Genomic DNA, 24,455 nt, shown 5'->3' with positions numbered 1-24,455 from the left:
CAAGCATAAAAAAACAAGCCGGGCCCTGAGGCTTAGCTTGTTTGTCTCTTTAGACTGATTTATCGATCTTTCAATTTATCTAGCTGGGTAAATTGCAATAAATCAGTGGAATAAATTCTCCGATTAATAACCGGTGTGGAGCCTTTCTCATATTGCTTATTAAAATAGTCAAAATAGGTACCCGGAGTCATCACCCCTACCATTAGAAATTGGTCCAAACCTATAGACCCAATAATTTCATCACAGAAGAGGACACAGTTACTGCCAAAGACGAAATAAGTCTTATACTGGCCAGCTTTAAATTTAAACATGTCACAATCGGTTGCCCGTTTTAAGCGTCCACCAAAGGAATCCCACTGACTCTCAGTTTTTGGCGCCCAGGGAACCAGTAAGTCATCAATCTGGGCTAATTTTGCTTCCAGGGCTTCCTTTTGACGCTGGTTTAATTGAATATCATATTCAAAAATCGTAATCCCATTGGCCAATTCAAACTCAATGCTTTTTTGGTGGTCAATCTTACATAAGACACCGTCCCCAATCGAACGAAACAAGTGCCCCGAATCGACGTCGTGATTACCATAAGAATAAACCGTTCCATGGTAGGCAATATTTAAATGACCGATCAAGTCTAGATGAGCATTGGAGGTTTGGACCAGGACTTGCAGGCTATCGACCGCACCGGTCTCATTTTCTTCCATATAATCCTGATAAGCCGTACTAAAGGCCAGCTCATCCTCTACCTCTTGGCGGATAAAATGATTTAACTTATTGGCCAAACGATTCGGCTCTAATAGGTTAAAAACGATAGGCACTGGGAAACGAAAACGTCGCTTAATCTTCTGATCTTGACTTCGACTCGGCAAGCTGGTCCTCGCATCAGAGATATAGGTCACGCCAATAAATACCAGGTAAAGGCCTAGCCAGAAGAGGACATTATGGTCTTGGATAGGTAAAAACAAACTCGCTAAAGCAAAAATCAAATGGACCAGGGCAAATAAGAGCCGCTTGAGTCGATTAGGCACATGGTCGATCCGCATTAAGCAGTAACTGACAAAGGAAACCAAGCCCATTAATAATTGGTAAATCCCAATGACCCGCATCAAAAAATAGGTTGATGAAATAGGGAAAGACAGCATAATAAAAGCGACGACAACCTGTCCTAAAGCGACAAAGAGCTGAAAAATGCGGTTCTTGGCCCCGCCATCATTCTTATCAAAGATCACTTGGGCTAATATACGAAAAATTCCTTGTAAGCCAATGACCCAAGCCACCAAACTATTCAAGCGAAGTAAAGCCTGTCCCTGCCATAAGATAAAGGCCAGTCCGGCTAATATCCAGAGAATTCCCGAGATAAGCTGAGAGAACTCCCATTTATTTTCTTTCACACAGCCACCGCCTTCTCCACACAATTATTTCGACCTTAATTAGAGTGTCCTTACTCTACTTCATTTCCTGCTTTTCTAAGACAGATTCATACACGTCCACCATGGCCCGGGAAGCATTTTTCCAGGAAAACTGCTGGGCGTAGTCTTGCCCCTTAGCCACAATGTTCTCCACGACTTCCTCTTGGTCTAAGAGGGCCAAGCATTGGTCTAAGGATGCCTTATCTCCCTGTTGATAAATGAGCCCATTTTCTAAATGCTTAATTTGTTCCTTAGTAGGCGCTGATTCAGCAGCAATCACAGGTAGTCCCGAAGCCATGGCTTCAGTAATCACTAAACCCAAGGTTTCACTAACCGAGGGAAAGATAAAGGCATCGGCACTGGCATAGGCTGCGGACAGTTCTTCCCCATGCAAGAAGCCGGTAAAAGTTACCGGTAGATGGGCAAACTTTTCTTCCAAGGCCGCTTTTTCCGGCCCATCCCCCACAATGGCTAAATTGACATCATCACGTGCTTCCAACCAAGGTAGTAATGTATCAATTTCCTTCTCAGCAGCAACCCGACCCACAAAGAGCAATAATTTATCCCGCTTGGGATCAGCCGTCAAACGCTGCCGCATGTAATCTGAATAAAATTTAGGATCACGCTGGTCAAGGTCTACTCCCTTAGGTAAGATAACCAAGTTTTCAATAGCATTGTCATTCAATAAGTCATACATGGCTTGACTAGTGACCATATTTGCCGCGGCTAAATTATGCCAGTGGCGCAAATAGGACCAGATGACTGGAGACAATACATCCAAGTGATAATAAGAAAGATATTGGGGAACGTTAGTATGGAAACTGGCCACCAAAGGAATGTCCATCTTGACCGCATAATGGATTCCGGCAGCAGCAAAGCCCACGGGATTAACCGAATGCACAATATCCGGTTCATCGATAGCTAACTGCTTTTGGATGTCTGTTGTTGGAATCGCCCAAGGACGGTAACGATAGAAGGGAAACCAGACCGCTTTAAAAGGAATAATCAAAGCATCCTTGTATTGAATGGGCATATCCTCCATCTCTGGGGCATAGATAAGAACTTCATGACCACACTCTAGCATATAATCAATGGCATGGATCAAACGCGTCACTACCCCATCGGTTGCCGGTAAAAAGGTTTCCGTAATGATAACGATCTTCATGGCATTACTTCCAGGAAGGTGAATTCATGATCACTTCTTGGTGAGCACGGTCCTTGTTATCCATGGCTAGTTCCAGCAGGTTCTTGGTCACTTCATCGGTTAGGTAGTGTGGATCCAAGCCTAAGTCTTTCAACTCAGTCATCACGGCATTGAAATAATGTTCTTCTTCTTCCACCCGTGGGTTATCGACATGGTTAATGACAGGATTTAAGCCCATTTCTTGGGCCACTTTTTCCACCTTGTGGGCCATATCCATAACTGAGAATTGTTCGGTCATTTGGTTAAAGACCCGGAATTCTCCCCGTTCAGCTGGATTAAGGGCGGCAATTTCAATACAGCGGACGGTATCTTCAATATTGATGAAGCCCCGGGTTTGACCACCCTTACCATAAACCGACATTGGTAAACCATTGGCCGTTTGGACAACAAAGCGGTTAAAGACTGTCCCAAAGATGCCATCATAATCAAAGCGGTTGTAAAGGACAGGGTCCATAGCGGTTTCTTGGGTATTGACCCCATAAACGACTCCTTGGTTCAAGTCTGTCGCCCGAATGCCCCAGGACCGGCAGGCAAATTCGATATTATGAGAATCATGAACCTTGGTTAAATGATAGAAAGAGCCTGGCTTCTTAGGATAAAGCATGCGGTCACGGCGGCCCTTATGTTCAACCTCTAACCAGCCTTCTTCAATATCAATATTTGGCGTCCCATACTCTCCCATGGTGCCTAATTTAATTAAGTGGCAATCTGGGGCATAGTCATGAATAGCGAAGAGGACATTGAGGTTCCCTAAGACATTATTAGCTTGGGTATAGCGGGCGTGGTCTCGGTCAATCATGGAGTAAGGTGCTGACCGTTGTTCTGCATAGTGAACAAAAGCTTCTGGTTGAAATTCTTTAAAGACAATAGAAAGAAAATCATAATGGTTTAAGTCGCCTTGGTAAACAGTAATATCTTTACCGGTTAATTCTTTCCATTTGTCAACACGTTCGTTGAGGGAGGCAATGGGCGTGATGGAATTGGAGTTGAGCTCCTTATCGTATTGCCGACGCACTAAATTATCGACAATCGCCACATCATGACCCTGTTTGGATAGATATAAGGCGGTAGGCCAACCACAAAATCCGTCTCCACCTGCTACGATGATTCTCATAAAAACATTCCTCCATCATGAATAATTTTTTTAAATAATATAAATCCTTTAAGCTAAATATAACACGATGAATTTACTTTTCAAAAAAATATGATAAAGATTTTTAGAGGCTATACAGCTAGCCCTTCAAAATTCCTCTTTACACAAGCAAAACGCTGCCCTTTCCTTGAATATAGGTCACCAGGTTTTTAATGAAGACTTAACTCCAAAAGTGAGCGGTAGGCAGCTGCTAGAGGCTAAATAGTTTATATGTATAGGTAAGTTTGTTATTCTATACTTAGTTAGTGTGTTACATAGTTAAGAGGAGGTACAGAATATGAAAGAAGTTACTATTGAAGAATTTCATAAAATTGTCGAGAATGAAGATGATCTTAATATTTTAGACGTTCGTCCACGCGAACTCTATGAAGAAGGTCACGTTCCTGGAGCCAAACATTTTCCTCTTTCACAAATTGAAGACCATCTTGATGAATTAGACAAAGACAAGCATTACTATGCAATTTGCCATGATGGTAAAGGCTCTAAAAAAGCCAGCGAAATTTTAGATGAGAATGGTTTTGATGTCACCAACGTCGAAAAAGGCGTTCCAGACTACCCAGGAGAGCTGGAAAAAGCTTAAATTTGTAAAGTAAATATCGTAAGACAAAGCCATGCTAGCCTTCCAGCAGCCATGGCTTTTTTCTATGGGAAATTTAGAAAGCGGACTCTCATAAGGCGGCAATTTTTTAATGACACTTTAAGAAAAGCAGATTGCTTTATTTTAAACTAAAAAGTATTTACAAAATATTTAACTTTTCCTATTAAATCGCAAAAAAGCCTATACCAAATTTGAATGAAGTTTGGTAGGATAGTTATTATATCAAGCGATCAAGCTTAATAATTTTTTTAGAATGGAGCATGATTATGACCAAACGTCTTGAAAAACGAAAAATTGGTTTGGTTCCTCGTATTATTTTAGCGATTATTTTAGGAATTATTGTGGGCCGCTTACCAATTGTTCCCGAATTTGTACTACAGATCTTTGCAACTTTCACTACGATTTTCTCTGACTTCCTCAGCTTTGTCATTCCCTTTATGATCATTGGCTTTGTGGTCCAAGGGATCGCTGACTTGAGCCACGGGGCAGGGAAATTACTGGGAATAACAGTCTTAACCTCTTATATTTCAACCGTGATTGGCGGGTTACTAGCCTATCTGGTTGCCAGCAACCTCTTCCCGCTCTTCATTACGTCCGACCTGGTTGATCAACTCAGTCAAGCCGGTGAGGGGATCAAGCCCTTATTTACCATTCCCTTAGAACCTTTTTTTGATGTGACGGGAGCAATTATTTTTGCCTTTATGATGGGACTGGGGATTTCCTGGTTACGTCAACACGGTCGCGGGAAAGTTCTCTATGAAGCCTTTAGTGACTTTGGCGGGATCATCAGTCAAGTGCTGGCCACGATTATTGTCCCCCTCCTACCGGTTTACATTTTCGGTAATATTGCCAACTTGGCCTACACGGGGACAGTCTTTGCGATTTTAAATGTCTTTTGGAAGGTCTTTATCTGCGTGCTTATTATGCATTTACTTTACATTACTTTCCTCTTCTTTGTCTTTGGGACCTATGCCGGCAAAAATCCGATCGAACTCATCAAAAATCAAATTCCTGGCTACATGACTGCCCTAGGAACTCAATCCTCAGCTGCCACCATTCCAGTCAATGTGAAATGCGCCTTAAAGAACGGGGTTTCTGAAGGGATCGCTAACTTTGTAGTACCGCTCTGTGCGACCATCCATTTAGCAGGATCGATTATCACCATCACTTCCTGCGCAACAACCCTGTTATTGATTTATGATATGCCTCATGGTTTCTTGATGATGCTCGGTTTTATCTTAATGTTAGGGGTTGCTATGGTAGCTGCTCCAGGAACTCCTGGGGGTGCGATTATGTCTGCTTTACCTTTCCTACCCATGATTGGTATTGCCAGCCAAGCCATGCAACAAATTATGATCTCCCTATATATTACCCAAGATAGCTTTGGCACCGCTGCTAATGTGTCTGGAGATAATGCCATCGCCGTCTTTATCGATAAAATCTACCAAGAAAAAATTAAGTCCAGTGACCAATAATTTGTCATAAGGGATTTGAAATATAATTAAAAAATGCTTCCGCAGTCTAAGTCTTAGCGGAAGCATTTTTATTTAATATAAGCCCAAATATTGAAAGAGTGGTACCAGAATCAGTGGAATGAAGGTAGCTGGCAACATGTTAGAGACTTTGAAATCTTTGACCCCAAAAAGACTAAGGCCAATCACTCCTACTAGCAGTGACCCAACCGCCGATAGCTCGTTGAGGGAGGCTTCCGGCAAGTAAGGGGCTAGCCACTGAGCTAAGAGAGCAATGCCTCCTTCATAGAGGAGAATCGGTAGACTGGCAAAGGCTGGACTCATCCCATAAGTTGCCCCAAGGATGAGTACAATAATAAAATCCAAAATCGATTTAGCAAATAAGGTCGCATGGTCATGATATAAGCCGGACTGGATAGCTCCTACAATGCCCATAGCACCAACACAAGTAATCAAAACCGCTGTGACTAAGCCTTCAGCAAATTGCGACTCAGGGTCTGGACCTGCAAGCCGACTTTGAATCCGATTTCCCCAGCGGTTAAGCCGGCCATCAATATCCATCAGCTGGCCTATAATGACCCCGACCACCATGGATAAAATGACGACGATAATACTCTTTGTGGTCAAGGCGCCTTGAATAGCGATCAAAACCACCGACAGACCTAAGACCTGATTAATAGCCTTAGCCAAATCGTCCTGGATAAAATGCCCAAAAAACCTCCCCAAGATACCAGCTAGTAAAATCAAGCCAGCATTCACCAACGCGCCCGTTATTGCCATAAACTTTCTTCCTTTCTCTCTATCATTGACTAGCCATCTGCCTGGACTAAAAACCCCTTTCTATTCAGACACGATTAATCATTACTAGCCAATATATACAAATCGCCCCCAGTTGACAAGTCTTTTAGCCAAATATTTCGGTCGATTTTTTGTCTGACTTTTAATAAAAGTCATTCCCGACTAAGCAAACTTTTGAATCTGCTGTTTTCCTATAAAAACTTGCCCAGATGGCTGATTCCTTTGTCGCAAGGGAACAATTTTATGCTATTATATGTCCTATTGATTTGATTATAGAGAAAAATAAGCACGAAATAGACAGAAAGAGAAATGATCATGACAATAAAAACCAAAGACATTTTAATTATCGGCTTTGCCCTCTTTGCGATCTTTTTTGGCGCTGGGAATTTAATCTTTCCTCCTTACCTAGGGATCGTCAGTGGGGAAAGTTGGCTGAGTGCTGCCCTGGGCTTTCTCACCTCTGACCCCTTCTTCCCAATCTTAGGAGTATTAGTTACCATCTACCTAGGCGGTCGGGCCAACGACCTGGGTAAGCGGATCCACCCTCAATTCGGGACTGTCCTAGCCGGAATTGCCATTATCTTAATTGGACCGCTCTTTTCAGTACCGCGGACTGGAGCAACCACCCATGAGGTCTTTATCCAGTCGCTCTGGCCCAATATTCCCATTTGGCTAAGTAGTCTGGTTTTCTTCGCTTTGACCGCTTACCTGGCCTTAAATCCAAGTAAAGTAATTAATAATATCGGTAAATATCTTACCCCGGGGATTCTAATTATTCTCTTTTTCTTAGTCCTGGTTACCCTATTCAATCCACCAGCTCCTGCAGCCCCCAGTCAAATTGACCAAGCCTTCGCCTATGGCTTTAAAGAAGGCTATCAAACCATGGATGCTCTAGGGGCTTCCTTAATGGCAAGCATTGTCATGTCAGAATTAAAGGCTCGCGGCTACAGTGACAAGAAAACCCAAATGAAAGCCGGCGCCTTAGTTGGATTGGTTGCCTTTGTTCTCTTAGCTGTGGTTTACCTCTCCCTGACTTACGCTGGTTCAACGGTTTCCAGCTTGATGGGTGTGAATATTGACCGGACTGCGAGTTTCAATGGAACGGTGACCGCGATCCTAGGGCAATGGGGGCACTTAATTATGGGAATTTGTGTCGCCCTGGCTTGTTTAACCACCGCTATTGGGCTCACCTCTGCCTTTAGTAACTTCTTTGTGGAAGTCTCCAAGGGACGTTGGTCCTACCAAGCCATCACCCTGGTAGCCGTCGCCATTGAATTTTTGATTTCTCTCTTAGGAACTAACCAGATCATTTTCCTGGCTTCCTTTGTATTAACTACCATCTATCCTATTTTCATGGTGCTGATTCTCTTCTCCGTCTTTGACCGAAAAATCAGCTACGACTTAACCTATACGGGGGCCGTTATTGGCGCTGGAGCCGTGGGACTGGTTCAAGCCTTGGCTGGCACTGGGTTAGGCGCGCTCGAAAGCCTCTTTGGCCCGCTCGCCCAATTCACTTACCAGCTTCCTCTTAGTCAACTGGGTTTAGAGTGGCTCTTGCCAGCATTATTAGTCGCTGGCGCCTTCAGTCTCTACGCTGCCATGAAAGATAAAGAGCCAGCAAGCAATACTTAATTAATCCAGGCCGCTAAAGTTTAGCTTCAATCTGCTAAGCCTTAGCGGTCTTTTTATCCAACAAAGGGCAATTTCTTCCTCTCCTGAACGGACTGTGTTAGGATGGGGTAAATAATCTGTGAAGGAGTATGACAAGATGGCTTTTAATTTGAGTAACTTAATGCAAGGGGCCCTGGGAAACTTTTCTCAAAAGGATCAACAAGAGCTAAACGAAGAATATGGCGACTTCCTCTTTAAAGATGAAGAAATTTATTCCGGCTATCAATTGGTTCGGGACGCCATCATCTTTACTAATATTCGTATTATCTTAGTCGATAAACAAGGAGCCAGCGGAAAGAAAACTGCCCTCCGTTCCCTTTACCTCAGCCACATCGTTGATGTAGAAATGGAGAGTGCCGGACTGGCCTTTGATGATAGCGAGATCACCATCACCTATCTAAAAAACATTTACCGTCGTCCCCGTGAGGAAGACACCCAAAACTTGACCTTTGAATTTCCTAAGCAAACTGACATCCTGCCCCTCTACCGCTTCTTAGGTAATCTAGTCATAGAAAACCGCCGCGAAATTAACCAATAATCAAAGAAAAGCGTGTGGCTAGTTCAAACAAAGTGGACTAATCACACGCTTTTTACTTTTGAGTCATTCATTATGAATTTGCGTAAGCCTTACCTTCTTGCCCATCATTTTCATAGTATTGGTCAAGGTTTAAGACCTTTTCAAAGCGGGCAACCAAAAGCCCGGTCGAACCCGAAGCAGTGACATTGGTTGCGGTTCTAGCCATATCTGCAACGGCTGAAATTGGAGTCAAGACAATAATCATTTCTACCGGCAGGCCAATAGCCGTAAACATAGCGGTCGCAGTAATAGTCGCTGTACCAGGAACTCCGACTGTCCCCGCTGATACCAAGAGGGCGACAACCACCATGTAAAGATAATCCACTAGACCAAAGTCCAATCCTAAAGCGTTAATGGTAAAGATCGCTAAGAGAACCGGCCAAGCCGCGGCACAGCCTGGCATGCCAAAGGTGGTTCCAATAGAAGAAGTAAAGGAAGCAATGTGTTCTGGCACCCCCATGTCCTTTTGAGCACTCACATTAGCAGGCACTGAACCTACTGAACTTTGGGTAGAAAAGGCAATCATCCACACGGAGAAGAATTTCTTCAAATAAATCACAGGATTGAGCCGCCCTAAGAGACCAATAATAGCTCCTGTGGTGACTGAAGAATGGAAAAGCGTCACTAAGTATAAAGTTGCCAAGGCTAATAATAAGGACCCTAAGGAAGCTAAATTCAAACCACCTAGCTTATCCGTTAAGAGCGCTAGAACAGCGTAAGGGGTAAAGCGGGTAATCAAGGCAGCCACCTTAAAGATAACTTGGTGACCAGCATCGATAAAATCAGTAAAGGCCTTGATTTCTGCTTTGTTCTGATAAGTGAGGATGGCGATACCAACAAATAAGGAAAAGACAATAATTGGAATCACCCGGTTATTAGCCGCGTCTTCAATAATGTTTTGCGGAAAGAAATTAATCACGGCTTGAGCTAGGCTTGGAACTTCCTTGACTTCCACATTGCTAGGCAGATCAATATGCGCGTTACGCCCCACCCCTAAAGCCAAGGCTACGACGATAGTGGTCGCTGAGGCTAAAACGTTATGAAGGGAAAGCACGCCGATGGTTTTACTTCCAATCGTGGTTAAAGTTTTTAGGTTTCCTAAGGAAGAAACCGTTGAGATAATGGAGAAAAATAGGACCGGTACCACAATCGCCTTCAATAAGTGGGCATAGATAGTCCCAATTGCCCCCACGTAGGTCGTATGACCAGCAAAAACTAGACCAGCCCCGATTCCTAACAAGGTTGCGGTTAAGACTCGTACAGTAAAGGATTTGCCTTGACTGGCCTGCCAGCGTAAAAGAATAAATAATAATAGAATCGTAATTAATGCTAATAAGTCAAACATCAATGTCACCCTTTCACTTACTTTAAATAAGTAATTTTCAATAGGTCTATTATATATTTTTTTCATCCAGATACAAGCCCTAAATTTTTATGGTCTGTGATCAATACATTTGATCACTCTTTCATACTTATACAATATATAATTTTTTATCAGTAATTTATAGCTTTTATATAACCATTAATGATACTATGAAAATAATTATTAAGAAATGGGGAATTTATATGAAGAAAACACTGTTATTTTTAACAAGTTTAGCATTACTTGCAGGATGCCAATCCAATGACCAAGGCGCCGAAGCTGAACAATCTAATTCAGCAACCACTTCGGTTCAAGAGAAACAAAATGATACGGATCCAAAGGACGTAGGTAATGCTCCTCTTGAAAATGTAGGAGAATTTACCACGAGAAACGAAGCTAAAGCAACCCTTTTAGCTATACATAAACCCGAAGGTAAGCAAGATATTGCTGAAAATATTTCTGTATCGGTCAATGATATTAAAATTGTAGAATTATCTGATATTAAAAAAGATTCTATCTATGATGTGACCGGCTACCAAAATGGCGATAAGCTTATTCAAGTAAACTTTAATTTTGATAATCAAACTGATTCACAAATCGATAATATTGGTATGCCTAAAATCGTTACTTCTTCTGGAGAACAAATTTCACCTTCGAACCTAATTGGTGATCACACTGTTTTACCCAAAGCTAAAGTCGACACAGGAGTATTCGAAAAGATTAAAGACACTGACATTTCAGGCATCACTTTAAATTGGGAACTCTTTATTAACGAACCAGAGTTCCAACAACTTCAAACTAATCCTTTAGAAATTAACTTCTAAACTAGCAAAAAGCACTTAAATAGCAGCTTCTATCAGCGCTATTTAAGTGCCTTTACTTTTTATATATAAAACCTTTAAGACAGTTCCCGCTCTAAGCATTCGGCTTCACTTTCCTTAGAAAGTTTTTGCGCTAAGGCAGGTGAAGCGAGAGAAGTAATAATACATACCATCATCACGATAGCGGTAGCCGAGGTCACCTGAGTGGCAAAAGCGACAGGTAAGGCAGCTCCAATAATAGCCGGGTTAGCGACCGACATCCCCGCTACATTCCAGATAGCCACACCGTCTACCCCATCATTGACCTTAGTCACATACTTATCAAATAGAATTAAAGGCAACATCAAGACCATAAAGAGACCTGCCATTACTAAACCAGACAATCCAGAAGAAACAGCATCCATCAAGTTCATCCCTACCCCTAAATTCCAGCCTAAGAAAGGCAGCAGTTTACCAATCAGGGGCGAGAAAAAATCCGCAAAATCAGGGTCAATATTCCCTAATAAGGCCCCAACAATCAGCGGAAGAAAGATCGATATAATCGGATCCCAATCAATTCCAGCGCCGCCACCATTGGCAGTAAGGACACTGAGCAGAATTAAGGGAGTAAAAGACATGCCGAGAATACCGTAGATACCATAAACAGCACCAAATTGTTGGTCACCATATTCATTGTGGATAGCTAAGGCCACAGCTGGGTTGAGCGAATATATCACACAGGCAAAAGTTAATAGGTTAATCCCTAGGACCCCTTCAACCCCGAAGAGCCAATAGAAAGCCAAAATATACAAGGTAGATAAAAGCAACTTGAAGACCACCATGGGCAAGTGGCGTTTAAGCAGGGGCCCAATTTTCTTAAAATCTAAAGTTGTTCCTGCTGCAAAAACCAGGAAACCAATCACCGCACTAGTTCCCTGCTGGAAGGCTGACTGGGTTGTTCCGCCAAAGACATCATACATGCCGGGGAAGAAAGAAATCAATAACATAGAAATGATCATTGGTACTAAGAAAGTCCCCGCGGGAATTTTCGCAATTCGTTTTAACATAAATACCTCTTTTCTTTTTCACAAATACAAGCTTGTTTATCATAGCATATATGTCTTTGTCCAAGCCAATCAAAACCTAGCCAGCTAATTAAGCTTTTAAACATCGCCCCTTGAATAAAGGCAATTGCTCTTTTTTATTGATCGATATAAGCACAATTTTTGCAAATTATTTTATATTTTAATGAACATTTTTAAAATTCCTGTTACAATATTATTTGTCTAGCCAATTTTTAAAAAGCTTTAAACTTTTAAAATCAAATAATAAACAAATCATAAAAGGAGTATCCGCATGAAAGGCAATTTTTTCCAAGAGAAAAAGTCTAAAAAGACAATGCACAAATCAAAAGGTAAATGGGTCGTCGCTAGTTTACTCCTAGCCGGCTCACTAGGTGCGGTTTCATTAGGCAATGAAGAAGTCAGAGCCAATGTCAACACTTTGGCCAGTCAAGGATTTAAAAACTTTTCCAGTTCTAATTTTGCGGGGAAAGAGCAACTGACAGAAAATGGACAAATCAAACAAGCTAGCCAGGATGCGCTCAAGCGTATTAAAGGGACTTGGACCAAGAATAGTGTCGACCAAGTCAAAGCGGAAATCGCCCGCCAACAAGCAGCCGGTTACCAAGCTTATGTGGTCCAATGGGGCGATACCCTGAGTGTTCTCGCTGAAGCTACTGGCCAAGACCTTAATAGCTTGGCTCAAGCTAATCATTTAGGCAATATCCACCTAATCTTTACTGGGGACCTCCTAACCGGGATTCTCTCACCAGTAAGCCAAAACAAGGCTGGCACTCAAGCAGCTAAAACAGTTAGCCCAGCTACTAGCGCGAATGAAGCTAGCCAACAAAAAGCACCAACTAGCGGTCAAGGTCAAGACGACAGCAGCGCAAACTTAAGTCAAGCAGAAACTGACGCAGCTATTGAAAAAGACCTGGCTGAAAATGTCAAGATTACGGTCTTAGCCCCTCAAAACCAATCTCAAGCAGGTGACGTAAACAGCGCACAAGGCAATTCTCAACCGGCCAATCCAGAAACCGGTCTCACCGGTCATATCGTAGAAAACCCTGCGTCCGTTGACACTGCCCTTACAGAAGAAAATGCTGGTAAGGAAAATCAAAATGCCAGCGAAACAAAAGCTGAAGCAGATCAAAACAAGACAGAAAGTGAAGCACAACCCACTGTCATCGATGAAAAATTAGAAGAAGTAGAAACAAACAAGGATTCCAAAACTCAGAATACTAAGAACAAGGACCAAGCGCCTACTGAAAAGCTAGTGAAGGAAAAAGAAGTTCAACCTGAAACCAATCCTAAAGCCGACGATAAGGAAAAGGATAAGGATAAATCTGAACCCACTCAACCGGTTCCAGAAAAAACACCTGAAGACCATACCAATAAGGGCCAAGAAAAGCTAGCCGAAGAAATTACTTCAACAACCAGCCAAAAAACCTTTATTATCCAACCAGGTGTGAGATACCTTGCTGATGACCAATTAGCTCTAGGTCAAGAAAAAGTCGTTCAAGAAGGTAAGGAAGGTAAACGGGTAGTTGAAACCACCGTCCAAAGCCAAGCGGGTAAAGAAATTAACCGGACTGAAAAGACGGTTGAGTATGTTCCGGCTGAAGATAAAGTTGTCCATGTCGGCACCAAGGCTCCAACCAGTAAGAAAATGCTTACTCAAAAAGTAAGCATTCCTTTCCAAACCAAGTATACCGACAATAACGACTACAAGTCTGGCAGCCAAAAAGTCCTCCAAAAAGGTGAAAACGGCGAAAAGACTGTCACTTATGAAGTTACTTACCAAAATGGTAAAGAAGTCAGCCGTCAACAAATTGATGAAAAAGTGACTAAAGAACCCGTCGACCAAATCGTCCAACGCGGTACCAAGACGCCTGGGCCAAACCAACACGTGGTCAGTCACGGTGAGTCACTCTGGTCTATTGCCAAAAGATACGGCGTAACGGTTGAAGGCATTCGTCAAGCCAGTGGTTTAAGCAGTAATGTGCTCTACACCAACCAAGTCCTCACTATTCCTAAGGACCAAGTAGGCACGGTAACCACTAGTTTAGTTTACACGGTCGGCCCTAATGAAACGGTCGATAGTATTGCTAGCGCCTTTGGGATCAGTCCGCAAGCGCTTCGGAGTGCCAATGGGATCACTGGTAACTATCTAGCCCATGGTCAAGAACTCCAAATTCCAAACGCGCCGGTCAAGCCAATGAATATTCCGCAAGCCTCTGATGGGGTTCGAACCGTCATGTTAGACCCAGGCCATGGCAATTGGTCAGGAGCATCTTACGCTGGCGTTAACGAAGGTACTCTGAACAAGAACCTCGCCGATAAATTAACTCGGGTCCTACAAAGTCGTGGCTATCGCGTCCTCACTGACCGTCCTGGGACCAGTGATACTGGCTTACTCCAACGTAGCCAAATCGCTAACGGGTCCAATGCTGACATTTTTGTCTCCATGCACCACAATGCCATGGGAGCAGCTAACCGCGGCACAGCCCAAGGGATTGAAACCTACTACTACCAATACTTTACCAATTATCCATCTCGGATTAACCCTTATCACAACAATGCCCAACGGATTACCAATAGTGCTTACTTAGCTAAGCAAATCCAAAACCAATTGATCGGTAATACCGGGGCCATTAACCGTGGCGTTCAATCCAATACCTTTGCAGTCTTACGTGAAACCGATATTCCTGCCGTCTTGATTGAATACGGCTTTGGGGATAACCCACAAGAACTTAATCGCTTGAGAGATTCAAATTACCAAGACAAATTAGTCCAAGCAACCGCTAATGCCATCGACGCTTACTTTAATAATGTTTATTAATTCAACCAAGAAACAGGCTGTGACTCAGGTCGTAGCCTGTTTCTTATCTTTTAAGCGAACGAACTAATAAGCTCCCTCTCCTATCCTGCAAATTGGTAATTCTGTGGCCTTGGTAGTATAGTGAATATAAGAGTATTTGTAGCCTGCAACTACAAAGGAGGAGATTTCACGTGAGTAAAGACTATCGCGTTTTACTATATTACAAGTACCAAGCCATTGAAGATCCCGACCAGTTTGCTAAAAAACACCTGGTCTTTTGTAAACGGATTGGCTTAAGAGGCCGCATTCTCGTCAGTGAAGAAGGCATCAACGGGACGGTGTCAGGAACAGTAGAACAAACTGACCAATATATGGACCACCTACACTCCCTTCCCGGTTTTGAAGATGTTTGGTTCAAGATTGATGAAGCCGATGACTACGCCCACAAGAAAATGTTTGTGCGGTCTCGTAACGAAATCGTGTCTTTGAGTTTGGATGACGACTTGAGTCCACTGGATATCACCGGTGACTATTTAAAACCTGAAGAATTCCACCAAGCCCTCTTAGATGAGGATACGGTGGTCTTAGATACCCGTAACGATTATGAATATGACCTGGGCCACTTCAAAGGCGCCATCCGCCCTGACATCCGTAGTTTCCGTGAACTTCCCCAATGGGTAAGAGACAACAAGGAAAAATTTATGGATAAAAAAGTCGCCGTCTACTGTACCGGAGGTGTCCGCTGCGAAAAGTTCTCAGGCTGGATGCTCAGGGAGGGCATCGGTGATAAGGTCGGCCAACTAGAGGGCGGTATCGATACTTACGGGAAAGATCCCAAGGTACAAGGTGACTTGTGGGAAGGCAAGATGTATGTCTTTGACGAACGAATTTCCGTCCCCGTTAACCACGTCAACCCAAGCATTATTTCTAAAGACCACTATGACGGCCAAGCCTGTGACCGCTATGTCAACTGCGCTAATCCCGAATGCAATAAGCAATTCTTCTCTTCTAAGGAAAACGAAGATAAATACTTACGGGGTTGCTCCGCAGAATGCCGCCGCCACCCACGTAATCTCTATGTCAAAGAACACGAACTCTCTGATGAAGAATGGGAAGACCGTCTCAACGCCATTGATGAATCGCTCTACGCCAAGCAAAATTAGTGCTTTTAAGAAGAAATTGAACAGAAGAAAAGCCATGTTGGTAAAATCAACATGGCTTTTGCTTTGCAATAATCTTCTAGCAGGCATCCAAAATTAAGAAGCATCTTGGTAATCCAATTCTTTAAGGACTTGGGTAATTAAATTTACCATTTCAAATAAGGTATCCACAGTGGATTGGACTAAAAAAGCTGTTCGAGCGCAGTAAGTCACCTCATTACCCTCCACTCTGACATTTTGCAACTTTTTATGCTTGGGCATATTGTGCAGAAGTTCTTGACGGTCAGGCGCCTGGCCGTCTTTAGTAAGGTGAAAAATAATATTATACTGTTGGCCTAAATGCATCATATCAACTAAAAAAGTATATCCATTGACCCGGCCGTGAACTAATCCGGTATCCTTCTCAACCACATAACGTTCATCACGGTCGATTCTTTTCAAGACCTTCCCTAACCGCATGGTCAACCACCCTTTCAATGCTTCAGGAGCACACAACCGACAAGAGACTAGCCTGATCCCAAAAATAGTTTCCTCACTCTTTTAACTTATTTTATCATTAAAAACAATCCTATCCTAATTTTATCTGCCTAGAAACGCCAAAATTTTAGCTTCATTTGACACCCTTTTCAACGAAAAAAGCTGCGACCGAAATCACAGCTTTCTAGTTATTTTCTATCTTTTTATCTGCTTTGCTTAGCCAAAGAGATGCTTAGAAGCGATGGCTGCTCCTTCAACTAAGGCTTCCAATTTCGCCCAAGCAATTTGCTCATGCAAGCGCCCTCCCAGACCACAGTCGGTTGAGGCAATGACGTTTTCTGGACCCACTAATTTGGCAAAGCGTTCAATGCGGTCAGCAATTAATTGTGGGTGTTCAACCGCATTGGTGGAATGGGAAACAAAGCCTGGAACAATCTTTTGTCCTGCTTTCAAGCGGTCGGCTTTTTCCCATACCCGCCACTCATGACCATGACGAGGACTTGAGGCTTCAAAGGAGAAGGATCCTGCCTTGATTTGTAAGCATTGGTCAACAATATCTTCGAAAGGAATATCGGTGGTATGAGGCCCATGCCAAGATCCCCAGCAGATATGTAAACGAACCAAGCTTGGATCAATGCCCTCTAAAGCGCGGTTAGCTGCCTCGACACGTTTTTGCAACCAAGCTTGGAAGTCTTTTAGGCTCGGTTCAGGGTTAATCTGGTCCCAAGCTTCGGCTAGGTCTGGAGCATCTAATTGAACAATTAAACCGGCATCAGTGATGGCTTTATATTCTTCATGCAAAGCATCGGCAACGTCATTTAAGAGGGCATCTTCATCATGGTAATAGCGGTCTTCTAAACGAGCCGCTGCCCCAGGAGAAATGGCCGCCATAAAGCCTTGCTTGATATCATATTTTTCTAAGGCTTCGGTCAAAAGCTTCACATCGCGGTTAACTTGGTCTTGACCAATATAGGTTACCCTGTCGGCAAAAACCGGATTAGCTACCTTATTACGTCTACCTAAAACGCCAGAATCAGGATCTTCATAAGCTGCTCTAAATTTTTGCCGATCACGACGGTCAGGGAAACTAGTTAACTTAATATTGCCAGGTGTGGACCGGATGGCTTCGCTTTTTGCCCAGCGGTCTTCATCGGTCATTTCTAATCCCCCTAAGCGGTAGAAGGAATAGTTCCACCAGGCACCATAGTCAACTGCGCCTGAAGTCACGTGGCCGTACTCCCCATCATTGACTTGGTCAATGCCAATTTCTTTTTGTTTTTTCACGACTTGGTCAACGGATTCAGCGATAATTTGGTTAAATTCGTCTTCAGCAATGGTGCCCGCTGTCCGTCGTTTATTGGCCTCTAACAAGGCTTGTGTCCGTGGTAAGGATCCTACATGTGTGGTCAAAATTTTATTAGTCATAGTCATTCTTCCCCTCTATCAAACTCACCTTATTCTAGCATGACTTCTTTTTTAAAACCATCTTGTTTGGCTCACCCTATCAGTGAAAAGCTTGATATGATAGGATTTCTGTATATAACTATATTTATTCTATTAGTTGTGATCGCTAACAATGATCATAAAATTTACAATATAAATAAAAAATCGCCTGAACAGACCTATCGTCTCCTCAAGCGATTTGATAAGTTAACTTTCCTTCAATTAGAAAGAAAATATACAATCGGGATGACAGGATTTGAACCTGCGACCCCTAGCACCCCATGCTAGTGCGCTACCGAACTGTGCTACATCCCGAGATCTAAATGGATCAATAAGATTAGTATAGCATACCTTGCCAATAAATTGTAGACTTAGGGTTAAAAATAAGTCATAATTCATTATTACTAAGGATAAATTAGAGGTATACACTATGAAAATCACCATAGCCGGCCAAGTGGTTAGTCAGGAACAACTAGATAACTGGGAATACCGACATACCCGTAAGGCGCTAAAAAATCTAGGGACACGGCCGAGTTCCGATGAGGATTCAAGGACACTAAGAAGAAAACTCAATCAATTGAAGCAATCTATGACCTATGATCAAATCATGTACCGCTTGGGCTGGAAGTTAAAGCTTATGACTAATGCCATGCAGTACATTGCTTGGCTTTCCTTTGGCCGGGTAAAGTATGCCACTTGTACTCTTGAAGTCAAGGGTATTACGGTCGAGGACTTTGCTCCCCTAGCCAAAGAATTTATATCTAAGGACAGCCCTGCTATTCGTCAAATTAACCTAGCAGCCAATCCTGAACACTATGTCCTAGAGCCTAGGGGCAAACTTTTTGAAGTGGTCGAAACGGCCGGCGCCAGTCCCTTGCCTATACAATTTTTCATTGATTTTTCAAGTGACCAAGGACTGGTCAGTCAAGCGGATCCTGCTTATCCCTTACAGATGGTCGGACGGGCTTACTTGGCCACTAACATGCAAGTCGGTGGGATCCGCCACCAATTTAGAAACACAGCAACTGGCATGGAAGCCAAGACCCTGGTTGAATTTCCTGCTGCTTGTCCCTCCTATATTGTGAATGACCATTGCCTTCACCTGGCCCTAGAATGGAAAAACTGGATTAGGGCAGCCCAAAAGTTAATGAAAGACAATAACAAAACAGCCGGTAGTTATTAAGTCCTACCGGCTGTTTGTATCTTTTCTTTATATCATTTATTCGTAAACACGTACTTTTTCATCTTGGTCGATATAGTCTTTGTCGCCTGCTGGAGTTTCAATCGATCCAAAAGGCATTTGCGCTAACATTGCATATGAGTCTGGCAAGTCAAACATTTGACGAATGGACTTATCGAAGCCTTGTTCATAACCAATATTAAAATGTTGCAAGGTTGCTCCTAAATCTAATTCAGCTAAGGTTAACCAAGCAGCATATTGGTGGTTGGCATTATTATTCTCCTTGTAAGCAGTCGAACGTTCTGGGTTAGCTGGCATATTTTCGACTTCATTTAAATCTTCAAAGAAGAGAATGGTTCCTAGCCCTTCTTTAGCGCCTTGAATCACGCCAGACATTTGCTCCCACATGTCGCCTTCTAAAACACCTTCTTGCACTTGGTAAATTTCATCCCATAATGCCTGGTGCTTGTCTCCAAAAGCAATCACAATACGTGAGGTTTGGCTGTTAAAGGCCGTTGGCACATCTTTTAAGACCGCTTGTAAAGCGTCAACGATTTCTTTAGCACTGTGGTCAGTATTCTTTCCGATATGGTAAATCGAACGGCGCTTAGCAGCAAGATCTTTCAATTGTGTCATAAATTAAATCCTCCAATTTTTGGCTTTTTACATTAACAATAATCAGAGTATAGCAAGCAAGAGGAACAATTAAAAATATTTTGCTTATAGAAAAAAGGACTGCGACTCAGTCACAATCCTTTCTTTTTGTGTATACAGACTTGATTATTCTTCGTTTAAGGAAGCTTCATCGAAGACAAATTTAGAATCTCTGTCGTCGATTGGACGAGTACCCATCCAAGAAATCATTTCTTTCATGGATTCAGTAATTGCGTCAGTACCAGGTCTTAACAATTTACGTGGGTCGAACCCTTTGTTGGAACGGTCTTGGTCATGACCAGCTTCGATGTATTCACGAGTAGCTTTTTGGAAAGCTAATTGGAATTCGGTATTGATGTTGATCTTAGCAATACCTAAAGAAATAGCTTTCTTCACTTGGTCTTGAGGAATACCAGAACCACCATGTAAAACAAGTGGAACATCAACAGCGTCAGAAATTTCTTTCAAGCGGTCGAAGTTTAAGCCTTCCCAACCTTCTGGGTAAACACCGTGGATGTTACCAATACCACATGCAAGACGGTCAACGCCGGCTTCAGCAAAACGAATAGCATCTTCAACAGAAGCTAATTCACCGCCACCTTGGTTTTCACCAATTTTACCGATTTCAGCTTCAACAGCGATACCACGTTCATGAGCTAAACGAACGATTTCTTTAGTTTTAGCAAGGTTTTCTTCAACTGGTAATTTATGACCGTCGAACATAACAGAAGAATAACCTAACTCGATACATTCTTTGGCTGATTCGAAATCACCATGGTCTAAGTTTAAGATAACTGGAACATCAATATCCATGCTATCCATCACGTTAAGCACTAAGTCACGAACTAATTTGTAACCACCCATATATTTAGCAGCACCAGTAGATACTTGAATCAATAATGGGGTTCTGGTTTCTTTAGCACCGCTCACTAAGGCACGGGTCCATTCGAGATTGTTTGTATTGTAGGCTCCCACCGCATATTGGTTGCGACGTGCGTCCTTCAAAATTTCATTACCATTTACTAAAAAAGCCATTAAATATACCTCCTAAAATCTATAACGACTTGTACGCCCCCCATTATACCTTACTAAACTAAAGATTGGTAATTAAAATGACAAATAATTACAAAAAAATCCCAGTTTTTATTGGCTTTCACATACTGTTAGCAGGAACTTTGCCGTTGTCACAAGTAAAGTTTTCCTCAGTTGTGAAAATAAATTCAAAGCAAAAAAAGACCCCAAGGGCCCCAAAAACTTAGTCAAAGCTTTTGGGTTAAATCCGTTAAGGTCTTTTCTTAGTCATTTATTTAATGATTAATAACCGTGATGTCTTAATTCCGCTTCGTTATATGCAGGGAGGTCGGTTAGACGGGCGTTCTTAATGTCTTCAATGGTTTGACAACCGGTTAATTGCATAATCCGGGTGAGGTCGTCTTTCAAGTAGTTCAATACGGAAAGGACACCCTTATGTCCACCTAGGGCTAGGCCGTAAAGTGCTGGACGTCCAATACCTACGACGTCTGCACCTGCTGCCAGCGCTTTGAAGACATGTTCCCCGCGACGAATACCGGAGTCAAAGACAATTGGCACTTCGCCTTGGACGGCTTGAGCAATGGCTTCAAGGGTTTCAAAGGATCCAGGAGCACCGTCTAATTGACGTCCACCGTGGTTTGACACGTAAATCACATCCGCACCAGCACCAATACCCTTCAAGGCATCTTCAGGCGTTTGTACCCCTTTAAGCATCACTGGTAGATCACAAATGGATTTAATGTATTCAATATCTTTGGGTGAAATCTTTTGTTTTGAGGAAGCATAAACATCTTTTAGGGCCATACCTTCGCCAGAACCTGCTAAGTAGCGTTCAACGATTGGCATACCAAATGGATAAGTAAAATGATTCCGTTTATTTAATTCACGGTTACCTTCAACGGTAGAGTCCGCAGTTAAAATAATAGCTTGGCAACCAAAGTCTTTGGCTTCGTTTAACATGGCTTCGTTGAAGTCATGGTTCTTACTCATGTATAACTGGAAGTAACGTGGACGGTCTTCATAGCCTTCATAGGAAGGTGCCATTTCATCCCAGCTAGATCCTGCATAAGAGGAAATTGAAAAGGCAGTACCAAATTCGTTAAAAGCTTTGGCCATACCAATTTCTTTTTCTTCATGAGCAATTCCTAAAGCAGCAATTGGTGCATAGAAGAATGGCGCTGAGTAATCTTTTCCTAGAAAGCTAGTTGATGTATCTGGATGCTCAACATCACCAATCACCCGCGGTAGGATGCCCTTACTGTTAAAACAGGTAATATTTCTTCTTAAAGTAAATTCATCCCCTGCACCAGAACGAATATAACCATAGCCTGCTTCAGGGATGATTTCTCTAGCCTCTTCTTCTACATCATATAAGTTAACGATTTTTAAGTCTTTAACTTCAGTACCTGCAACATAATCTGCCATATGATTTTCCTCCTTTTGAATAAGTAAAATAGCCTTCCTATATAATTTAATATAAAGCGCTTTCATTTTCAAGTAAAAACCATTCCGCTAGATGAAAAATATTAGCTATAAATATTTTTATATAGTAAAAAGACAGCCTTTTCACTCATTTGAGAGAAAGACTGTCCTGATTAGTCATTGCTGGTCTGAAGTTACCATACGGTAATAAGCCTTAGAAGTCAAAATATACATGAGATAATAGACTAAGCTAAAGCAGACAATGACCGCAAAAAAACTAGTTAAAATTAGCGTTCGGTCTTTGATGGCAATCAAACCTAAGCCTTGGCGTAAAATTGGGTAGGCAAAGCCCATATGAATAACCGCGGTCAAGAGCGGTAAAACAAAGACCCAGAAAATCTGCTGGCGAATGGTTGCTCGGATCAACGACTTAGGTAAACCAATTTGGCGCATAATCCGGTAGTTTTTCATATCTTCCTGGCCTTCAGAAAGCTGCTTATAGTAGAGCATCAAGAAACAACCAATCAATAAAACCAAGGATACAATGGCGCCGATACTAATAAAACCGCCATTAAGCTGATAGAAGGATTCCCGAAAGATAGTTTTGGAAGTGACTTCAATCCCTGTCCCTTCATAATCCTCCAAGTGCTTGTCAATGTCTTCCTTATTGCCCTTAGCGTCAAAAGTTACGTTATAACTTATAGGACTCTTTAAATAACCAATCTCTTGGCTCGTATTGGTCGCTTGGTAGGCTTGAGTTAAGGCCTCTTGGCTAGGAAAAACGACCATTAAAGCATCCAGTCCTGCAACCACCGGTAGACGGTCCTTAGACATATGCTTGACTTGGTAAGTTTTATCTCCCAATTTAATTTGGTCTACCTTGTCCAATTGATCTTGGCTAGTGGTCATTAAGACTTGATCTTCTGCTAAAGTTTCCTGACTAGCGTAGTTTTGCTTATAGCCATCCAAACTTTCCCCAAAGAAAACCAGGCTCTGACTGATTTGAACATTTGGGGTAAAGGCATGTAAGGATAAGCTATTATCCTTTACTTCACTCACCGCTAACTGGGCAAAACTCAACTGATAGTTAACTTCTTCCAAAGGAGCTAAGTGACTAAATTCATCAACTGCTGTCTCTAAACGTTGGAGTTGTTGATCTAAGGATTCCTCAACCACTGGCCCCCGCAATTCAATTTTATAGTCTCTGGCTTGATAACGGTCAATCAAGCTTTCGATCCCCCGCTGGGTTGAAACGGTTAAACCTAAGACCAGCATGACTCCGGTCGAGAGAACCGCTATGGAGGCCAAACTCCAGGCATTGGCCTTCATCCGGTAAAGCATGCCGGAAAGGCTGAGAAAATGTTTAGGCTGATAGTAATAGGACTTCCGTTGCTTCTGCCAGTTTAAAAATATGATCGATAGGGAATGATAGAGGCAATAAGTCCCCAGCACAACTAAGACAATGGCGAGGAGCAATTGATAAATGACCTGCATAATATTCGTTGTGGTTAGGGAAATATAATAGCCGATCCCCACCAAGGCCAAGCCGAGAACAGCGACAAAAACATTCCCCTTAGGCTCTTTTTCCCTTGCCTGACCGCTCTGCATCAGTTCGAGAGGGTTATTTTTCTGAATGCGGACCCGGTTTAATAGATAAATCAGGCCATGCACCAAAAGAATCTCAAGAATAGTTATCACAGCGACCTCCCACTTAAAGGGATAATCCATTAAGGTCATCCCCGATTGGCGCATGACTTTGTTGACGGCCATAAAGGCAAAAGTCCCAATCAGATGACCACCAACTAGGGATAAAGGAAGAATAAATCCCAGCTGCAAGAGACTTTCCCTAGCAAGCAGGGCCTTCATATGCCGCTTTTCCATGCCCAATACGCTATAGAGGGCGAACTCCTTGCTACGCCGCTTCTGGATAAAGTTATTGGCATAGAGGATAAAGGCTAGGGCTAAGAAGAAGCTAATTACAGCAGCAAAGGCCATCACAGTAGGAAAATAAGGATTTCGCTCTAAGACAAATTGGTTGCCAATTAAAGAGATCATTACATACTGGAGGGCAAATAAGAGCGCGTTCACTATTAGAAAAGGCAAGATAATTAACTTGCTAACCTTTAAATTACGTTTAGCTAACTGCCAGATTAAGCGTCGATTCAT

General features: G+C 42.5%; 20 protein-coding genes and 1 tRNA gene. 8 read left to right on the top strand and 13 right to left on the bottom strand.

The annotated features are described in order from the left end of the window. Positions 1-59: 59 nt before the first annotated feature. From AWM73_RS00755 to AWM73_RS00745, 3 genes are read right to left on the bottom strand one after another with little or no spacing between them, the layout of a single operon-like run. Positions 60-1,385, bottom strand: a complete 1,326-nt coding sequence (locus AWM73_RS00755; RefSeq protein WP_060777625.1) for an HdeD family acid-resistance protein — start codon at positions 1,383-1,385, stop codon at positions 60-62. Positions 1,386-1,440: 55 nt separating this feature from the next. Next, positions 1,441-2,568, bottom strand: a complete 1,128-nt coding sequence (locus AWM73_RS00750) for a glycosyltransferase family 4 protein (protein ID WP_060777624.1) — start codon at positions 2,566-2,568, stop codon at positions 1,441-1,443. Positions 2,569-2,572: 4 nt separating this feature from the next. Then, positions 2,573-3,721 carry an NAD-dependent epimerase/dehydratase family protein gene (locus AWM73_RS00745; protein WP_060777623.1) on the bottom strand — a complete coding sequence of 383 codons (1,149 nt, stop codon included), beginning with the start codon at positions 3,719-3,721 and terminating at the stop codon, positions 2,573-2,575. Positions 3,722-4,037: 316 nt separating this feature from the next. Between AWM73_RS00745 and AWM73_RS00740 the strand changes: the two genes are divergently transcribed. Together AWM73_RS00740 and AWM73_RS00735 are read left to right on the top strand one after the other, a co-directional pair. Then, a complete protein-coding gene (locus AWM73_RS00740) occupies positions 4,038-4,340 on the top strand; it encodes a rhodanese-like domain-containing protein (RefSeq protein ID WP_060777622.1) in 303 nt (100 codons plus the stop codon). 284 nt (positions 4,341-4,624) lie between these two features. Beyond that, entirely contained in the window at positions 4,625-5,833 is a 1,209-nt protein-coding gene (locus AWM73_RS00735; protein ID WP_060777621.1) for a dicarboxylate/amino acid:cation symporter, read from the top strand. A gap of 72 nt (positions 5,834-5,905) precedes the next feature. Here AWM73_RS00735 and AWM73_RS00730 read toward each other — a convergent pair whose 3' ends face one another. Continuing rightward, positions 5,906-6,610 (bottom strand): DUF554 domain-containing protein, encoded by a 705-nt coding sequence (locus AWM73_RS00730; RefSeq protein ID WP_060777620.1) that lies wholly within the window; start codon positions 6,608-6,610, stop codon positions 5,906-5,908. 333 nt (positions 6,611-6,943) lie between these two features. On the opposite strand from AWM73_RS00730, the gene brnQ reads away from it, so the two are divergent. Both brnQ and AWM73_RS00720 read left to right on the top strand, forming a co-directional pair. Beyond that, a complete protein-coding gene (gene brnQ, locus AWM73_RS00725) occupies positions 6,944-8,260 on the top strand; it encodes a branched-chain amino acid transport system II carrier protein (protein WP_060777619.1) in 1,317 nt (438 codons plus the stop codon). 136 nt (positions 8,261-8,396) lie between these two features. Next, a complete protein-coding gene (locus tag AWM73_RS00720) occupies positions 8,397-8,837 on the top strand; it encodes a PH domain-containing protein (protein ID WP_060777618.1) in 441 nt (146 codons plus the stop codon). 70 nt (positions 8,838-8,907) lie between these two features. Here the strand turns inward: AWM73_RS00720 and AWM73_RS00715 are convergent, their stop codons facing one another. Continuing rightward, positions 8,908-10,221 carry a dicarboxylate/amino acid:cation symporter gene (locus AWM73_RS00715; protein ID WP_076340195.1) on the bottom strand — a complete coding sequence of 438 codons (1,314 nt, stop codon included), beginning with the start codon at positions 10,219-10,221 and terminating at the stop codon, positions 8,908-8,910. 221 nt (positions 10,222-10,442) lie between these two features. On the opposite strand from AWM73_RS00715, the gene AWM73_RS00710 reads away from it, so the two are divergent. Further along, positions 10,443-11,063 carry a lipoprotein gene (locus tag AWM73_RS00710; RefSeq protein WP_060777616.1) on the top strand — a complete coding sequence of 207 codons (621 nt, stop codon included), beginning with the start codon at positions 10,443-10,445 and terminating at the stop codon, positions 11,061-11,063. 74 nt (positions 11,064-11,137) lie between these two features. Here AWM73_RS00710 and AWM73_RS00705 read toward each other — a convergent pair whose 3' ends face one another. Next, on the bottom strand, positions 11,138-12,106 hold the full coding sequence (locus tag AWM73_RS00705; RefSeq protein WP_060777615.1) for a 2-keto-3-deoxygluconate permease: 969 nt from the start codon (positions 12,104-12,106) through the stop codon (positions 11,138-11,140). Between the two features lie 289 nt (positions 12,107-12,395). On the opposite strand from AWM73_RS00705, the gene AWM73_RS00700 reads away from it, so the two are divergent. Together AWM73_RS00700 and trhO are read left to right on the top strand one after the other, a co-directional pair. Further along, entirely contained in the window at positions 12,396-14,942 is a 2,547-nt protein-coding gene (locus tag AWM73_RS00700) for an N-acetylmuramoyl-L-alanine amidase (protein ID WP_060777614.1), read from the top strand. Between the two features lie 170 nt (positions 14,943-15,112). Beyond that, positions 15,113-16,084, top strand: coding sequence for an oxygen-dependent tRNA uridine(34) hydroxylase TrhO (trhO, locus tag AWM73_RS00695; protein ID WP_060777613.1), 972 nt, complete (start codon positions 15,113-15,115; stop codon positions 16,082-16,084). 93 nt (positions 16,085-16,177) lie between these two features. Here the strand turns inward: trhO and AWM73_RS00690 are convergent, their stop codons facing one another. From AWM73_RS00690 to AWM73_RS00680, 3 genes are all read right to left on the bottom strand, one after another. Beyond that, on the bottom strand, positions 16,178-16,540 hold the full coding sequence (locus AWM73_RS00690; RefSeq protein WP_060777612.1) for a hypothetical protein: 363 nt from the start codon (positions 16,538-16,540) through the stop codon (positions 16,178-16,180). 234 nt (positions 16,541-16,774) lie between these two features. Then, on the bottom strand, positions 16,775-17,983 hold the full coding sequence (locus AWM73_RS00685; RefSeq protein WP_060777611.1) for a cobalamin-independent methionine synthase II family protein: 1,209 nt from the start codon (positions 17,981-17,983) through the stop codon (positions 16,775-16,777). Between the two features lie 259 nt (positions 17,984-18,242). Further along, a tRNA-Pro gene (locus AWM73_RS00680) sits at positions 18,243-18,316 on the bottom strand. A 115-nt stretch (positions 18,317-18,431) separates the two neighbouring features. Between AWM73_RS00680 and AWM73_RS00675 the strand changes: the two genes are divergently transcribed. Further along, positions 18,432-19,184, top strand: coding sequence for a hypothetical protein (locus AWM73_RS00675; RefSeq protein ID WP_060777610.1), 753 nt, complete (start codon positions 18,432-18,434; stop codon positions 19,182-19,184). 36 nt (positions 19,185-19,220) lie between these two features. Here the strand turns inward: AWM73_RS00675 and AWM73_RS00670 are convergent, their stop codons facing one another. From AWM73_RS00670 to AWM73_RS00655, 4 genes are all read right to left on the bottom strand, one after another. Then, positions 19,221-19,817 carry a nitroreductase family protein gene (locus AWM73_RS00670; protein ID WP_060777609.1) on the bottom strand — a complete coding sequence of 199 codons (597 nt, stop codon included), beginning with the start codon at positions 19,815-19,817 and terminating at the stop codon, positions 19,221-19,223. A gap of 144 nt (positions 19,818-19,961) precedes the next feature. Further along, complete coding sequence (locus AWM73_RS00665) at positions 19,962-20,870, bottom strand: class II fructose-bisphosphate aldolase (RefSeq protein ID WP_060777608.1); 909 nt, start codon at positions 20,868-20,870, stop codon at positions 19,962-19,964. A 279-nt stretch (positions 20,871-21,149) separates the two neighbouring features. Further along, positions 21,150-22,292: an alpha-hydroxy-acid oxidizing protein gene (locus AWM73_RS00660; protein WP_060777607.1), complete on the bottom strand. Its 1,143-nt coding sequence runs from the start codon at positions 22,290-22,292 to the stop codon at positions 21,150-21,152. A 174-nt stretch (positions 22,293-22,466) separates the two neighbouring features. Further along, positions 22,467-24,455, bottom strand: a complete 1,989-nt coding sequence (locus AWM73_RS00655) for an ABC transporter permease (protein WP_060777606.1) — start codon at positions 24,453-24,455, stop codon at positions 22,467-22,469.

This window comes from Aerococcus urinae (genome assembly GCF_001543175.1).
GTDB classification, from domain to species: domain Bacteria; phylum Bacillota; class Bacilli; order Lactobacillales; family Aerococcaceae; genus Aerococcus; species Aerococcus urinae.
The sequence above is the reverse complement of the archived record's forward strand: the minus strand, read 5'-3'. Positions and strand labels throughout refer to the sequence as shown.

Excerpts from the sequence above, each read along its gene's own strand:
- AWM73_RS00675 (WP_060777610.1), top strand. The coding sequence starts at position 18,432 with ATGAAAATCACCATAGCCGGCCAAGTGGTTAGTCAGGAACAACTAGAT.
- AWM73_RS00710 (WP_060777616.1), top strand. The coding sequence starts at position 10,443 with ATGAAGAAAACACTGTTATTTTTAACAAGTTTAGCATTACTTGCAGGA.
- AWM73_RS00705 (WP_060777615.1), bottom strand. The coding sequence starts at position 12,106 with ATGTTAAAACGAATTGCGAAAATTCCCGCGGGGACTTTCTTAGTACCA.
- AWM73_RS00745 (WP_060777623.1), bottom strand. The coding sequence starts at position 3,721 with ATGAGAATCATCGTAGCAGGTGGAGACGGATTTTGTGGTTGGCCTACC.
- AWM73_RS00670 (WP_060777609.1), bottom strand. The coding sequence starts at position 19,817 with ATGACACAATTGAAAGATCTTGCTGCTAAGCGCCGTTCGATTTACCAT.
- AWM73_RS00660 (WP_060777607.1), bottom strand. The coding sequence starts at position 22,292 with ATGGCAGATTATGTTGCAGGTACTGAAGTTAAAGACTTAAAAATCGTT.
- AWM73_RS00720 (WP_060777618.1), top strand. The coding sequence starts at position 8,397 with ATGGCTTTTAATTTGAGTAACTTAATGCAAGGGGCCCTGGGAAACTTT.
- AWM73_RS00750 (WP_060777624.1), bottom strand. The coding sequence starts at position 2,568 with ATGAAGATCGTTATCATTACGGAAACCTTTTTACCGGCAACCGATGGG.
- AWM73_RS00655 (WP_060777606.1), bottom strand. The coding sequence starts at position 24,455 with ATGAATCGACGCTTAATCTGGCAGTTAGCTAAACGTAATTTAAAGGTT.
- AWM73_RS00700 (WP_060777614.1), top strand. The coding sequence starts at position 12,396 with ATGAAAGGCAATTTTTTCCAAGAGAAAAAGTCTAAAAAGACAATGCAC.
- AWM73_RS00690 (WP_060777612.1), bottom strand. The coding sequence starts at position 16,540 with ATGCGGTTAGGGAAGGTCTTGAAAAGAATCGACCGTGATGAACGTTAT.
- brnQ (WP_060777619.1), top strand. The coding sequence starts at position 6,944 with ATGACAATAAAAACCAAAGACATTTTAATTATCGGCTTTGCCCTCTTT.
- AWM73_RS00730 (WP_060777620.1), bottom strand. The coding sequence starts at position 6,610 with ATGGCAATAACGGGCGCGTTGGTGAATGCTGGCTTGATTTTACTAGCT.
- AWM73_RS00665 (WP_060777608.1), bottom strand. The coding sequence starts at position 20,870 with ATGGCTTTTTTAGTAAATGGTAATGAAATTTTGAAGGACGCACGTCGC.
- AWM73_RS00740 (WP_060777622.1), top strand. The coding sequence starts at position 4,038 with ATGAAAGAAGTTACTATTGAAGAATTTCATAAAATTGTCGAGAATGAA.
- AWM73_RS00685 (WP_060777611.1), bottom strand. The coding sequence starts at position 17,983 with ATGACTAATAAAATTTTGACCACACATGTAGGATCCTTACCACGGACA.
- AWM73_RS00715 (WP_076340195.1), bottom strand. The coding sequence starts at position 10,221 with ATGTTTGACTTATTAGCATTAATTACGATTCTATTATTATTTATTCTT.
- AWM73_RS00735 (WP_060777621.1), top strand. The coding sequence starts at position 4,625 with ATGACCAAACGTCTTGAAAAACGAAAAATTGGTTTGGTTCCTCGTATT.